The 13193-nt window shown below is 72.1% G+C and carries 13 protein-coding genes; 7 read left to right on the top strand and 6 right to left on the bottom strand.

Annotated features, from left to right (window positions below; genetic code table 11):
- Together AUV08_RS05585 and AUV08_RS05580 are read left to right on the top strand one after the other, a co-directional pair.
- Window positions 1-1223 (top strand): ImmA/IrrE family metallo-endopeptidase (locus tag AUV08_RS05585; protein WP_157571215.1); only part of this gene is annotated, 1223 nt, incomplete at its 5' end.
- On the top strand, window positions 1220-1723 hold the full coding sequence (locus AUV08_RS05580) for a DUF4411 family protein (RefSeq protein ID WP_002857771.1): 504 nt from the start codon (window positions 1220-1222) through the stop codon (window positions 1721-1723). The genes AUV08_RS05585 and AUV08_RS05580, both read left to right, overlap by 4 nt.
- Before the next feature lie 111 nt (window positions 1724-1834).
- On the opposite strand, the gene dnaB is transcribed toward AUV08_RS05580, so the two are convergent.
- On the bottom strand, window positions 1835-3226 hold the full coding sequence (dnaB, locus tag AUV08_RS05575; RefSeq protein ID WP_061867481.1) for a replicative DNA helicase: 1392 nt from the start codon (window positions 3224-3226) through the stop codon (window positions 1835-1837).
- Between the two features lie 731 nt (window positions 3227-3957).
- Between dnaB and AUV08_RS05570 the strand changes: the two genes are divergently transcribed.
- On the top strand, window positions 3958-5133 hold the full coding sequence (locus tag AUV08_RS05570) for a CaiB/BaiF CoA-transferase family protein (protein WP_061867480.1): 1176 nt from the start codon (window positions 3958-3960) through the stop codon (window positions 5131-5133).
- A 25-nt stretch (window positions 5134-5158) separates the two neighbouring features.
- Window positions 5159-6385, top strand: coding sequence for an acyl-CoA dehydrogenase family protein (locus AUV08_RS05565; protein ID WP_060974275.1), 1227 nt, complete (start codon window positions 5159-5161; stop codon window positions 6383-6385).
- Between the two features lie 15 nt (window positions 6386-6400).
- On the opposite strand, the gene rimK is transcribed toward AUV08_RS05565, so the two are convergent.
- The gene (gene rimK, locus AUV08_RS05560; RefSeq protein WP_061867479.1) at window positions 6401-7636 is read right to left on the bottom strand and encodes a 30S ribosomal protein S6--L-glutamate ligase; all 1236 of its coding nucleotides are present in this window, start codon (window positions 7634-7636) and stop codon (window positions 6401-6403) included.
- A 27-nt stretch (window positions 7637-7663) separates the two neighbouring features.
- Between rimK and AUV08_RS05555 the strand changes: the two genes are divergently transcribed.
- The 3 genes from AUV08_RS05555 (at window position 7664) to AUV08_RS05545 (ending at window position 10246) form a co-directional block, all read left to right on the top strand.
- Window positions 7664-8194: an ATP-dependent zinc protease gene (locus AUV08_RS05555; RefSeq protein WP_061867478.1), complete on the top strand. Its 531-nt coding sequence runs from the start codon at window positions 7664-7666 to the stop codon at window positions 8192-8194.
- Window positions 8191-9306: a succinylglutamate desuccinylase/aspartoacylase family protein gene (locus AUV08_RS05550; RefSeq protein ID WP_061867477.1), complete on the top strand. Its 1116-nt coding sequence runs from the start codon at window positions 8191-8193 to the stop codon at window positions 9304-9306. Before AUV08_RS05555 ends, AUV08_RS05550 begins: the two co-directional genes overlap by 4 nt.
- A 196-nt stretch (window positions 9307-9502) precedes the next feature.
- The gene (locus AUV08_RS05545; RefSeq protein WP_061867476.1) at window positions 9503-10246 is read left to right on the top strand and encodes an MBL fold metallo-hydrolase; all 744 of its coding nucleotides are present in this window, start codon (window positions 9503-9505) and stop codon (window positions 10244-10246) included.
- 14 nt (window positions 10247-10260) lie between these two features.
- Here the strand turns inward: AUV08_RS05545 and AUV08_RS05540 are convergent, their stop codons facing one another.
- The 4 genes from AUV08_RS05540 to AUV08_RS05525 all read right to left on the bottom strand — a co-directional run bounded on the left by AUV08_RS05540 (window position 10261) and on the right by AUV08_RS05525 (window position 13144).
- On the bottom strand, window positions 10261-11493 hold the full coding sequence (locus AUV08_RS05540; RefSeq protein ID WP_061867475.1) for an MFS transporter: 1233 nt from the start codon (window positions 11491-11493) through the stop codon (window positions 10261-10263).
- Window positions 11494-11587: 94 nt separating this feature from the next.
- A complete protein-coding gene (gene rplI, locus AUV08_RS05535; RefSeq protein WP_002857787.1) occupies window positions 11588-12049 on the bottom strand; it encodes a 50S ribosomal protein L9 in 462 nt (153 codons plus the stop codon).
- Window positions 12050-12077: 28 nt separating this feature from the next.
- Window positions 12078-12317: a 30S ribosomal protein S18 gene (gene rpsR / locus AUV08_RS05530; RefSeq protein WP_002857788.1), complete on the bottom strand. Its 240-nt coding sequence runs from the start codon at window positions 12315-12317 to the stop codon at window positions 12078-12080.
- Window positions 12318-12547: 230 nt separating this feature from the next.
- Window positions 12548-13144: a single-stranded DNA-binding protein gene (locus tag AUV08_RS05525; RefSeq protein WP_044659956.1), complete on the bottom strand. Its 597-nt coding sequence runs from the start codon at window positions 13142-13144 to the stop codon at window positions 12548-12550.
- Between the last annotated feature and the right edge of the window lie 49 nt (window positions 13145-13193).

Raw genomic sequence — 13193 nt, 5'->3', positions numbered from 1 at the left:
AGGGCTCGCCTGGGTTCTTCTCGTCGATCATGGTCATGATTCTTACCGTTCCTCTCGGTACGGCTTACACAGACCATCTGACACGCCCCGTCGACGTAGAGCCGGCCGTCCTGCGCTGGGCCCTCGAACGTGGGGGCATCGACCTGGCCAGCGCCACTACCGCACACCCCGACCTCGAGGCCTGGCTCAGCCGGACGAAGAAGCCCACCATGAAGCAGCTGGAACGGTTCGGGCAGAAGGTCCATGTGCCCTTCGGCATGCTGTTTCTCAGCGCTCCCCCGGCGCCGGCACCCATCCCCATCCCTGACATGCGCACGCCGGGCAGCCAGGGCGTGGGTCACCCCTCCGCCGAGCTGGTGGACGTCCTGCGGGAGTGCCAGCTCCGCCAGGACTGGTACCGGGACCACATGCTCGCCATTGGCGCCAACCCCGTGCCCCTCGTGGGCAGCGCCACGCTCCAGGACGATACAGAGGATGCCGGAACACGCCTCCGGGAGATCCTCCACCTGGACGCCCTGTCCGGCGCCAGTGACGCCTTCCGCAGCGTGCTCGTGGGCGCCTTGGAAGAGGCGGGGGTGCTGGTGATGATCAGCGGCTACGTCGGCAATGAAACCCGAAGGCCCCTAAACCCGGACGAGTTCAGGGGCTTCGCCCTGGCCGACGACCTCGCTCCACTGATCTTCGTCAACGGAACCGAGGCCAAGACCGCCCAGCACTTCACCCTCCTCCACGAGACCGCTCACCTGCTCCTCGGACACAGTGCGCTGTCTGATGCCCGCCCCGGACGCCACGCACCCTACGAGGAGGCCTGGTGCAACCGGGTGGCCGCCGCAGCCCTGGTGCCCCGCGTCGTGCTGGAGCAGCAGCAGGAGCGACTCAGCACTGAGTTCGACGAGGTGGTCGCCGATGTGGCCAAACGCTGCCAGGTGAGCCGCGCCGTCGTGGTTCTCCGGATGAAGACCTGCGGACTGATCACCCCTGCCGCCGCCGACGCGCAGCTCGCAGCGCTGGCCCGCGTCCCCCATCCCCAGACCCCGGCGCCGAAGGGCGGAGGGGGCGATTATTACCGCACCGCCCGCTACCGCCTCGGCGTCCCGTTCACCACCGCCGTGGTAGCCAGCGCCCGGGAAGGCGGAACCAGCTACCGGGACGCGTTCCGCCTGCTGGGAACCCACAAGCGTGAGGTTATGGACACCCTGGCTCAGAAGATGGCGGCCGCATGATGTTCCTGCTCGACGCCAACACCTTCATCACGCCGAAGAACAGTTACTACGGGTTCGATCTCGCCCCGGGGTTCTGGACGTGGCTGGAGCGCGCTCATGCGGCAGGCTGGGTCGCCAGCGTGGAGGCCGTGCGGCAGGAGCTATGCCGGGGCGGGGATGAACTCGCCACCTGGGCGTCAAACCATCCGCAGCTCTTCCTCCCACTCACGTCAGAGGTGCCCCAGCGCATCGGCGAGTTGGCCCAGTGGACCCTGACCCGTCAGCCCGCGTATCAACAGGCCGCGCAGGACGAGTTTCTGGATGACAGCGCCGATCTGCTGTTGGTGGCGCAGGCTGCATGCATGGACGCCACCGTGGTCACCTTCGAGGTGCCCGCCCCTCAGGCGCGCAAGCGCGTGAAAATCCCTGACGCCTGTGCCGCTCTGGAGACCCGCTGCGTCGACCTGTGGGAATGCATGCGCCAGACCAGCCCCCGGTTGACGCTCGACCTCGTGCCCTGAAGAACGTTGCACGTCACTGATGCCGTCAGTCGACACAGTGAGTGCCTCACTCGAGTGAGTGACAGGCTCTCTGCACTCACTGACGGGGCGGTTTTGCGTCAGTGACGGCCGTCAGAACCCGCCCGGGCCACCACCCGCATCACTCGCCAGGTTCGAGAACCGCGAATAATGCCCCTGGAACCCCACCACAATGGTCTTCGTCGGGCCGTTGCGGTGCTTGGCCACGATCAGGTCCGCCTCGCCGGCGCGCGGGGACTCCTTGTCGTACACGTCCTCGCGGTGGAGCAGGATCACCATGTCCGCGTCCTGCTCGATCGAGCCGGACTCACGCAGGTCGGACACCTGTGGCCGCTTGTCCGTCCTCTGCTCGGACCCACGGTTCAACTGGCTCAACGCGATCACCGGCACGTCGAGCTCCTTGGCCAGTAGCTTGAGGGCACGGGAGAACTCGGCGACCTCCTGCTGACGGGACTCGACCTTCTTGCCCGAGCTCATGAGCTGCAGGTAGTCCAGCACCACCATCTTGAGGTTGTTCTTCTGCTTGAGCCGCCGGCACTTGGCGCGGATCTCCATCATGGTCATGTTCGGGGAGTCGTCGATGAAGAACGGCGCCTCGTTCAGCCGCCCCACGGTCGCGGCGATCTTGGACCACTGGTCGTCCCGGATGGTGCCCTTGCGCAGGTCCTGGAGTGCGATCGTCGCCTCGGCGCTCAGGAGCCTCATGGCGATCTCGTTCTTGCCCATCTCGAGGCTGAAGAACACGGTGGCCATGTTGTGGTGGATGGCCGCGGCCCGCGCGAAGTCGAGCGCCAGCGTGGACTTGCCGACGGCGGGGCGTGCCGCGATCACGATCATCTGTCCGCCGTGCAGGCCCTGCGTCAGCTCGTCGAAGTCGTAGAAATCAGTGGGGACGCCGGTCAGGCCCTCCCCCTGGTTGCCGGCCGCCTCGATCTCGTCGACGGCGTGCTCCATGATCTCCGCGAGGCGCACGTAGTCCTCGGACTGGCGGTTCTCCGCCACCTTGTAGATCTCGGACTGCGCCTCGTTGACGATCTCCTCGACCTCACCGTCGCCCTGATACCCCAGCTGGGTGATCTTGGTGCCGGCGGTGACGAGGCGCCGCAGGACGGCCTTCTCCGCCACGATCGCCGCGTAGAAGCTCGCGTTGGCGGCGGTGGGCACGGACTGGATGAGCTCGTGCAGCACGGCGGGGCCGCCCACGCGGCTGAGCTCCTGGCGCTTGTTCAGCAGGTCCGCCACGGTGACGGCGTCCGCGGGCTCACCGCGGCCGTAGAGGTCGATGATCGCCTCGTAGATCATCTCGTGGCTCGGCCGGTAGAAGTCGTGGCCGCGCAACAGCTCCACCACGTCCGCGATCGCGTCCTTGGAGAGCATCATGCCGCCCAGCACCGAGCGCTCCGCCTCCAGGTCCTGGGGCGGCAGGAAGCGTTCAGAGGAACGGCCGCCGTCGTAGGAGCCCGAGTCTCCGTAGTTCTCAGTCAACGTCCGGAGACTCCCTTCCCACAGCCCGCACGACGGCGGCCCTCGCCGGTCTTCCCGGCCCTGATTCCTCTGTTGTCACCGCCCGTGCCGCCGCACCCTCCTGCAGGCGGACGATGCGACGGTCCCCGGGGCGACGGTCCGAGCGGATGCGCGCCTGTCAGTGGTCACCTGCGGCCAATACCCGCCCTCGCGTTGGGGATACCACGCGACACTACGCGCGCCGTGGAGGCCGGGCAACCGCGTTTCCCACAGGCCTTGTGGACAACGTGTGGATTCGGCGGCGTGTCGTGTGGATCGCCTGGGGACCACGCTGGGGACAACCGCGCGACCACTCCCAGAATCCGGCTCTGACCTGGGACGATGCGATCCCCAGAGTTGTGGAGGAAGATTCTCCACTTCCCCTTCGCTCCGGCCACCGGACTTGACAGCACCCTCGTTTGCGCCCTCATCACACCGCCTGGTACACGCCTATCCACACCGTCGTCCACACCCTCCACATCTGTGGACAACTCCTGTGGACAAGGTGCCCGGATCTGGGGACGGCGAAGTTGACAGCGTCTGCGCACGGCCCCGGGTCCTCCCCGTGCCCACCTCTCCCGGCCGCCCCGGACCGCCCGGCACCGATGACTCACGCACGTCAGTGACCCGCCCCAGAGTCATTGGACGGAACGCAAGCACGGTGCTTGGGTGGAACCCGTCGTCGTGTCGTCCGCCACAGTGAGGAGTCCGCCGTGCCCCCGGCCACCACCGCCCCCTCCCCGGCCTCGCTCCCCCTCGACGGCGTCCTCGTCGCCGACTTCTCCCGCGTCCTCGCCGGCCCGCTCGCCACCATGACGCTGGCGGACCTCGGGGCGCGCGTCATCAAGGTGGAGCACCCCGTGCGCGGCGACGACACCCGCGGCTGGGCCCCGCCCCGCTCGGCGACGGGCGCCACCTACTTCGAGTCCGTGAACCGCAACAAGGAGTCGGTCGGCTGGGACCTGAAGGACCCCGAGGACCAGCGGCGGGCCGCCGCCCTGGCCGCCCGGGCCGACGTCGTGGTCCACAACCTCAAGCCCGGCACCATGGAGCGCCTCGGTCTGGGCTACGACGACGTCGCGCGGGAGAACCCGTCCGTGGTCTACGCCGCCGTCTCCGGCTTCGGCGACCGCGAGGGCCGGGACCTGCCCGGCTACGACTTCATCGTCCAGGCCGCGGGCGGGCTCATGAGCATCACCGGCGAACCGGACGCCCCGATGAAGGCGGGCGTCGCCCTGGTGGACGTGCTCACGGCCAAGGACCTCACCGCCGGCGTGCTCGCCGCGCTGCTGCGCCGCGAGCGCACCGGAGAGGGCGCGCACCTGCGGCTGAACCTGCTCTCCTCGCTGCAGGGGGCGCTCGCCAACCAGGGCCAGGCCTGGCTCGGCGCCGACGTCGTCCCGCGGCGGATGGGCAACGACCACCCCTCGATCACCCCCTATCAGCTGCTGGCGTGCCGGGACGCGCCGCTCGCCGTCGCCATCGGCAACGACGCGCAGTTCCGCACCTTCGCCGCGGCCCTCGGCGTCCCCGGGCTCGCCGAGGACCCGCGCTTCACCACGAACACGGACCGGGTCGAGCACCGCGAGGAGCTGCGCGCCGCCCTGGAGGATGCGCTCTCGGCCGAGACGGCGGCCCACTGGCGGGACGTGCTGCAGGCCGAGCGGCTCCCGGTCGGCCTCGTGTCCACCGTCGCCGAGGGCGTTCAGCTGGCCGAGTCCCTCGGCCTCGAGCCGACCGTCGAGGTCCAGGACCGCTCCGGCGCCCCCGCCGGCCGGCAGTTCCGCCACCCGGTGCAGTGGGACCCGCCCGTCGCGCACCCGCGCCACGCGCCGCCCGCGCTCGGCGCGGACACGGCGGCCGTCAACACCTGGCTCGACACCCGCTGACCACCCCGCAGAGAGGACCCCCGCCATGACCACCCCGTTCCACGCCGAAGCCGACTCGTTCCTCGGCCGCGCCGACGTCGTCGGCCTGGACTCCCTGTTCTCCGCCGAGGAGAAGGCCGTCGCGCTGCAGGTGCGCGGCTTCGTGGACGAGCACATCCGCCCGCACATCGCCCGCTGGTACGACGACGCGGTGTTCCCGCGCGAGATCGTCCCCGAGCTGGGCCGCCTCGGCGTGCTCGGGATGCCCTACGAGGGCCACGGCATGCCCGGCCGCTCGGCGGTGGAGTACGGCCTCGCCGCCCAGGAGCTCGAGGCCGGCGACTCCGGCCTGCGCACCTTCGTCTCGGTGCAGGGCTCGCTCGCGATGGGCGCGATCCACAAGCACGGCTCCGAGGAGCAGAAGGCGCAGTGGCTGCCGCGCATGACCACCGGCGAGGCGGTCGGCTGCTTCGGCCTCACCGAGCCGGGCGCCGGCTCGGACCCGGCCTCCATGACGACGACGGCCCGCCAGGAGCCCGGCGGCGACTGGGTGCTCGACGGGGTCAAGCGCTGGATCGGGCTGGCCACGCTGGCCGACGTCGCGATCATCTGGGCGCAGACCGGCGAGCCCGGCGACGGGCGCGGGGTGCGCGGCTTCGTGGTCCCCACGGACACCCCCGGCTTCCGCGCCGAGGCGATCACCCAGAAGCTGTCCATGCGGGCCTCGGTGCAGTGCGAGATCCACCTCGACGGCGTGCGCCTGCCCGCCTCCGCGATGCTGCCGGCCGACTCCGCCGTCGGGCTCAAGGGCCCCTTCCAGTGCCTCAACGAGGCCCGCTACGGGATCATCTGGGGCGCGATGGGCGCGGCCCGCGACTCCTTCGACGCCGTCCTCGACTACGCGATGCAGCGGCAGCAGTTCGGGGTGCCGCTGGCCTCCCACCAGCTGACGCAGGCCAAGCTCGCGGACATGGCCGTGGCCATCGGCAAGGGCTACCTGCTGGCGCACCAGATCGGCCGCGCCAAGGACGCCGGCCCGCTCACCCCCGCCATGATCTCCGCCGGCAAGCTGGACAACTGCCGCGTGGCCATCGGCATCGCGCGGGAGGCCCGCGAGATGCTCGGCGGCAACGGCATCACCCTGGAGCACTCGCCGCTGCGGCACGCGAACAACCTCGAGTCCGTGCGCACCTACGAGGGCACGGACGAGGTCCACCAGCTCACGCTCGGCCGGCACCTCACGGGCATCGGCGCGTTCGCCCCGGCCCGCTGAGCCCCGCCCCCGGGCTCAGGCGTCGTCGGCGGGCGCCTCGGGCGCCGGGGCCTCCTCGGCGACGGAGGCGAGGATCGGGGTGGCCGGCAGCTTCCGCACGCGCTTGGGGCGGCGGGCGCGGGCGGGGATGAGGGCGCGCATGTTCTCGGTCTTGCCGAAGCAGAGCAGCCGGTCGCCCTCCTCGAGGACCTTGGTGTCCGCGGGGTTGGGGAACACGGAGGTGCCGCGGTGCAGGGTGAGCACCTGCAGGTCCTTCGCGAGCAGCCCGGAGTCCTCGATGGACTGGCCCACCCAGCCGGAGCCGGCGTGCACGGTGATCTCACCGACCCCGTACCCGGTGGACACGGCCAGGCGCTGGCGCACGTCGATGTCCGGGAAGCCGGCCTGGTCCGCCACGTAGTCGATGATCGCGCCGGCCACGTCCAGGTCCGTGGCGGCCTCGATGCCCTGCAGCCCCGGGGAGGAGTTCACCTCCATGACCAGCGGGCCGTGCTCGCCCTCGAGCATGTCCACGCCGGCCACGCGCAGGCCCATGATGTGGGCTGCCCGCACGGCGGTCTCCGCGTACTCGGGCGAGAGCTCGACGCGCTCCACGGTGCCGCCGCGGTGCACGTTGGAGCGGAACTCGTCCCCCTGGGCCCGGCGGCGCATCGCGGCCACCACGCGGTCCCCCACCACGAGCGCGCGGATGTCCGTGCCCTTGGACTCCTCCACGAACCGCTGGATGAGCACCTGCTGGTTGGTGCCGTGCAGCGTCTCGATGATCGCCTCGGCCACCTTCTTGGTCGGCGCCAGGATCACGCCGATGCCCTGGGTGCCCTCGAGCAGCTTGATCACCACGGGCGCCCCGCCCACCATGTCGATCGCCGTGGACACCTCGCCGCGGTTGCGCACGAACACGGTGGCGGGCATGTCGATCTCATGGCGGGAGAGGATCTGGGTGGCCCGCAGCTTGTCCCGCGAGTTCATGATCCCGGCGGCCGTGTTCGGCGTGTAGACGTCCATCTGCTCGAACTGGCGCACCACGGCGGTGCCGAAGTAGGTCACCGAGTTGCCGATGCGCGGCAGCACGGCGTCATAGCCGGAGAGGGGGCGGCCACGGAACATCAGATCGGGCTCGTCCGAGCTGAGGTCGATCCCGAAGCGTAGGGTGTCCAGGACCTTCACCTCGTGGCCGCGCTCGAGCGCCGCGGTCTTGAGCCGCTGCGTCGAGTAGGCGCGCAGGGAACGGGAGAGGATGGCGAGCTTCATGACCGCTTTCCTGGGAGGATGAGGGGCGTGTCTGAATCTAAGCACACGGCCCCGGCCCCCCACGGCGCGCCCGCCACCGACGACGGCGCCGCTCGCCCGGGTCTGGTGGGCTGGCGCGAATGGGTCGGCCTGCCCGCCGCCCACACCCCCTGGATCAAGGCCAAGATCGACACCGGCGCCCGCACCTCGGCGCTCCACGCCTTCGGCATCGAGCGGTTCGCCCGCGACGGCGCCGCGTGGGTCCGGTTCGAGGTGCACCCGTGGCAGACCTCGGCGGCGGACGCGCGGACGGCCGAGCTGCCGGTGGCCGACCTGCGCACGGTCCGCTCCTCGAACGGCGAGGCGCAGGAGCGCGTCGTCGTCGTGATGCCGCTGACCCTGGCCGGCCGCACGATCGAGGCGGAGGTGACCCTGACCCACCGGGACGAGATGGGCTTCCGCATGCTCGTGGGGCGCACCGCGCTGGCCGCCGGCGGCCTCCTCGTGGACCCCGCCGCCTCGTACGTGGGCGGGCAGCCGCCGCGCGGCGTGCGCCGCCGGAACCGGGGACGCGCATGAGCCCTCGCCCCGCCCGCGCCCCCTTCGCGTTCGGCGGGGTCGAGGTGGCGGCAGGCCGCCGCCACGAGCTGTCCCTGCCGATCTCCCAGCTCGTCACCGGCGCGGACGTCACCCTGCCCGTGCACGTGCTGCACGGCCGCGAGGACGGGCCCACCGTGTGGGTCTCCGCCGCGATCCACGGGGACGAGGTGGCCGGCGTCGAGATCGTCCGCCGCGTCCTGGAGCGGCTGCAGCCCAAAAACCTGCGCGGCACCCTGCTGGCCGTGCCCATCGTCAACGTGCTCGGCGTGATGGCCGGAGACCGCTACCTGCCGGACCGCCGCGACCTGAACCGCTCCTTCCCCGGCTCCGCCCGAGGCTCGCTGGCCTCGCGCATCGCGCACCTGATGATGACCGAGGTGATCGGCCGCTGCACCGTGGGCATCGACCTGCACACCGGCGCGGACCGCCGCTCCAACCTGCCGCAGATCCGGTGCGACCTGGAGGACCCCCAGACCCGCGCGCTCGCGGAGGCGTTCGGCGCGCCCGTGCTCTTCCACGCCCGCCTGCGGGACGGCTCCCTGCGCGCCGCGGCCCGCGAGACCGGCGCGCGCGTGCTGCTCTACGAGGCCGGTGAGGCCTGGCGGTTCGACGAGTACGCGATCGCCCCCGGCGTGGACGGGGTCCTGCGCGTGCTCGCCGCCCTGGACATGGTGGACCCCGCGGACGTCGGGCTCACCGAGCCCGGGCCGGACGCCGTCGTCGACGCCCCCGGTCCGCTGCCCGGCGAGGTCCCCGAGGAGCGGACCACGGACGTGCCCGAGGCGACCGACGCCACCGGCGAGGACACCGCCGCCGTGCACCCCGACGTCGTCGACGGCGAGCAGGACGCCCCGTACCTGGTGTGGCAGTCCACGTGGGTGCGCGCCCGCGCGGACGGCCTCGTGCACCTGGACGTCGCGCTCGGCGAACGCGTGAGCGCCGGGGACCGGATCGGCGCGCTCTACAACTCGTTCGGCCGCCGCCTCGCGCACGTGAAGGCCGAGCTGACCGGCGTGGTCATCGGCCGCACCGAGGCACCCCTGGTGCACCGCGGCGACGCCCTCGTGCACATCGGGGGATGGGACGCGTGAGCAGCCCCACGACGACGGCGGCCCCGGCCCCGCCCGCGCGCTGACCCGGGGCCGCGGGGCGCCGTCGTCGGGCGGCGCGGGACGCTGAGCCCTATCGCGGCCACGTGCGCCGATGCTCCACTGGGGGTTCGAACCGCCCGCCGAGGCCCTCGCCGGGCCGGCGGTGCGACCCGCCCACCGTCCTGGAGGTTCCGTCATGACCGCCCGTCCCGTCGCCCCCGGCATCCACCTCGTCCAGCACGCGAACGTGAACTGCTACCTCATCGAGGACACGGACGGGCTGACCCTCGTGGACGCCGGCCTGCCCGCCGTGTGGCGTCCGCTGGGGCACGCCGTGCGCGCGCTCGGGCATCGCCCGGAGGACATCAAGGCCCTCGTGCTCACGCACGCGCACTTCGACCACGTCGGTGCCGCGCGTCGCCTCGTGGAACGGCTGGGGGTCCCGGTGTACGCCCACCGCGCCGAGCACTACCTCGCCGCCCATCCCTACTCCTACGCGCACGAGAACCCGCGCGCGCTCTACCCCCTCCGCCACCCGGCCGCGCTGCCGATCCTGGGCTCGATGGTGGCCGCCGGGGTGTTCGCGGTGAAGGGCGTCAGGGCGACGGCCGAGCTCACCCCGGGGGAGACGGTGCCCGTCCCCGGGCGCCCCGTGGTGGTGCCGAGCCCGGGCCACACGCACGGCCACTGCGCCCTGCACCTGCCCGACCGGGACGTCCTCATCTCCGGCGACGCCCTCGTCACCCTGGACCCCTACACCGGCCGCCGCGGCCCGCGCATCATCGCCGGGGCCGCGACCGCCGACAGCGGCCTCGCCCTGCGCTCGCTGGACGCCCTCGCCGCGACGGGGGCCGGCACGGTCCTGCCCGGTCACGGCGAGCCGTGGCACAGCGGCGTCGCGAGCGCCGTCGAGGAGGCGCGCCGGCACGGGCCCGCCTGAGCGCGCCGGCCCGCTCAGGCCGGGGACGGGCGCCGGGCGATGGCCCGGCCGCCGTGCACGAGCCGGTAGTAGAGCAGCAGCGCCACCCCGACCCCGCCGGAGAACAGGTACATCACCGGGATCCCGACGGCGGCCACCACCGCGCCGAGCACCATGGGGCCGAGGCCGGTGCCGAGGTCCAGGAGCAGGAAGAACGTGCCCGTGGCGACGCCGATCTCGGTGGGCCGGACCACCTTGATCGCGATGGTCTGGAACACGCTCACCACGGGCCCGTAGGTCAGCCCCAGCAGGGCGCCGGCCACGAGCATGCCCGCCGGCTCCCGCCACAGCGCCAGCACCGCGTAGGAGACGGCCATGCCCGCGAGGATCGGGTAGACGACGGCGTTGTCCCCGTGCCGGTCGTGCAGCACGCCCAGGACGGCGCGGCCCACGATGGTGCCCGCGGCGAAGAGCAGGAAGAACAGGCTCGGCACCATCGCCGGGTAGCCCTGCTGCTGCGCGAACGTGGCCATGAACGCGAGGATGCCGCCGTACATGAACCCGGAGGCCAGGGCCACGCCCGCCGCCGGCGCCACCTCCGCGGAGAACACGTCCGCCCGGTGCAGCCGGAACCGGCCCGTCAGCGGCGGCTCGGGCACGCGCAGGAACAGGGCGATCAGCAGGGCCATGCCCGTGAAGCCGATGCACGCCCAGAACAGGGCGTCGTAGCCGACGGTGGTGCTCAGCTGCAGGGCCACCATCGGTCCGACGGCGCCCGCGAGCGTCATGGACGTGGAGAACCAGCCGGTGCCCTCGGAGCGGCGCACGGGCGGGACGATCCGCTGCACGGCCGTGGCCAGCACGGTGCCGGCCGCGCCGAAGCACATGCCGTTGAGCAGCCGCACCGCGGTCAGCGTGGCCAGGGAGTCCGCCCAGAGGTACGCCGCCGTCGTGAGGACGTAGCAGGCCAAGGCGACGAGCAGGACCCGCCGCCGCCCCCACGCGAAGGTGGTGGGCGTCGTCGTCATGCGGGTGAGGACCGCGCCCAGCACGAACGCCCCCACCACGACGCCGGCCTCCGCGTCCGACGCGCCGAAGGACGTGACGGCGTAGAGCGCCATCGCGGTCATGAGCGTGTAGAAGATCATCGCCACGAACAGGTAGGTGGCGCTGACGAGGATGAACGGGCGCGTCCACAGTGGCGGGCGCGGGGCCGCCGTCGAGCCGGCGGGGTCGGAGGGCGGTGGGGCGGAGGGCATGATCTCCATGTTCCCCCACGGCACGAGGCCCCGGCCCGCTCGTGAAGAGCGGACCGGGGCCTCGGGTGCGCGTCGCGGGCGCGACGGGCTCAGAAGCGGTTGATCACTTCTTGGCCTTGGCGGCCACGACCTGCAGCTGGACGGTCGCGATGACGTCCTCGTGCAGGCGGACCTGGGCCTCGTGGTTGCCCACGGACTTGATGTGCGCCGGCAGGGTGATCGAGCGCTTGTCCACGGAGCCGAGGCCGGCGGCCTCGATCGCCTCGGCGACGTCGGCGGTCTGGACGGCGCCGAACAGGCGACCCTCCGCACCGGCGGTGCGCTCGAGCTTCACGGTGGCGGACTGGAGCTGCGCGGCCTGGGCCTGCGCGTCCTCCAGGTTCGCCACGGCGCGGGCCGCGCGGGCCTTCTGCAGGGACTCGACCTGCTTCTCCCCGCCCTTGGTCCACACGGTGGCGAAACCGCGCGGGAGCAGGTAGTTGCGGGCGTACCCGTTCTTGACCTCGACCACGTCACCGGAGGTGCCGAGACCGGCCACTTCCTGGGTCAGGATGAGCTTTGCCATCTGGGTGTTCCTTCCTTCGCTCGCTCGATCAGCCGCGGCCGGCGCCGGCGTAGGGCAGCAGGGCCACCTCGCGGGCGTTCTTGACGGCCTGGGCGATCTTGCGCTGCTCCTGGACGGTCACGCCGGTCACGCGACGGGCACGGATCTTCCCGCGGTCGGAGATGAACTTGCGCAGCAGGGCCACGTCCTTGTAGTCGATCTCGGTGATCTTGGCGGCCTTGAGCGGGTTGGACTTCGGTTTGGGCTTGCGGAGTTCAGCCTTCGCCATCGTGGTGCTCCTTCAGAGTTCTCTGGAGCCCGCAGAACGGTTCTGCGGGATGGGATCACGCGACGTCCCGTGCCGGGCACGGGGCCGTGTGCAGTGCGGCCCGGCGGTGCCGGGTCGCGGGTGGGATGGGCCGCCGGGGCGGCCCTCCGGGCGAGGTGCGCCCGGACGGAGAGGTCCGTGGTGTTCCGTGTCCGTCGCGGCCGTGGGGGCCGCGCCCGGTCAGCGCAGGATCAGAACGGGGGCTCGTTGGAGGACGGGGTGTCCCATCCGCCGCCACCGCCGCCGGACCAGGGGTCCTGCGGCGCGGCCTGGCCGCCGCCCTGCTGCTGGCCGCCCCAGCCGCCGCCCTGCTGGGCGCCGCCGAAGCCGCCGTCGTTGTTCCCCCCGAAGCCGCCGCCGGCCGGGGCGCCGCCGAAGCCGCCCCCCTGCTGGCCGCCGCCGAAGCCACCGCCGCCGCCGCCGCGCTGGGCGCGGGTGACCTTGGCCGTGGCGAACCGCAGCGCCGGGCCGACCTCGTCCACGTCCAGCTCCCAGCTGGTGCGACGATTGCCGTCCCGGTCGTCGTAGGAGCGCGCCCTGAGGCGGCCCTGCACGATCACGCGCATGCCCTTGGTCAGCGACTCCGCCACGTTCTCCGCAGCCTCGCGCCAGACCGAGCAGCGCAGGAACAGCGCTTCGCCGTCCTTCCACTCGTTGGTCTGACGGTCGAACGTGCGGGGCGTGGACGCGACGGTGAAGTTCGCGACGGCCGCGCCGTTCGGGGTGAAGCGCAGCTCCGGGTCGGCGGTGAGGTTGCCGACCACGGTGATGACGGTCTCGCCTGCCATGGTCACTCCTGTCTTCGGGGGTTCTGCCGGTCAGTGACCGGATCCGAGG

The sequence above is a fragment of the Micrococcus sp. CH7 genome (assembly GCF_001595485.1).
In the GTDB taxonomy this organism is placed as follows: Bacteria; Actinomycetota; Actinomycetes; order Actinomycetales; family Micrococcaceae; genus Micrococcus; species Micrococcus luteus.
This window is presented reverse-complemented; position numbering and strand designations above follow the sequence as displayed.

What these genes read in the sequence shown, in the direction of transcription:
- AUV08_RS05580 (WP_002857771.1), top strand. Translation starts at nt 1,220, where the DNA reads ATGATGTTCCTGCTCGACGCCAACACCTTCATCACGCCGAAGAACAGT.
- AUV08_RS05565 (WP_060974275.1), top strand. Translation starts at nt 5,159, where the DNA reads ATGACCACCCCGTTCCACGCCGAAGCCGACTCGTTCCTCGGCCGCGCC.
- rimK (WP_061867479.1), bottom strand. Translation starts at nt 7,636, where the DNA reads ATGAAGCTCGCCATCCTCTCCCGTTCCCTGCGCGCCTACTCGACGCAG.
- AUV08_RS05550 (WP_061867477.1), top strand. Translation starts at nt 8,191, where the DNA reads ATGAGCCCTCGCCCCGCCCGCGCCCCCTTCGCGTTCGGCGGGGTCGAG.
- AUV08_RS05545 (WP_061867476.1), top strand. Translation starts at nt 9,503, where the DNA reads ATGACCGCCCGTCCCGTCGCCCCCGGCATCCACCTCGTCCAGCACGCG.
- AUV08_RS05540 (WP_061867475.1), bottom strand. Translation starts at nt 11,493, where the DNA reads ATGGAGATCATGCCCTCCGCCCCACCGCCCTCCGACCCCGCCGGCTCG.
- rplI (WP_002857787.1), bottom strand. Translation starts at nt 12,049, where the DNA reads ATGGCAAAGCTCATCCTGACCCAGGAAGTGGCCGGTCTCGGCACCTCC.
- rpsR (WP_002857788.1), bottom strand. Translation starts at nt 12,317, where the DNA reads ATGGCGAAGGCTGAACTCCGCAAGCCCAAACCGAAGTCCAACCCGCTC.
- AUV08_RS05525 (WP_044659956.1), bottom strand. Translation starts at nt 13,144, where the DNA reads ATGGCAGGCGAGACCGTCATCACCGTGGTCGGCAACCTCACCGCCGAC.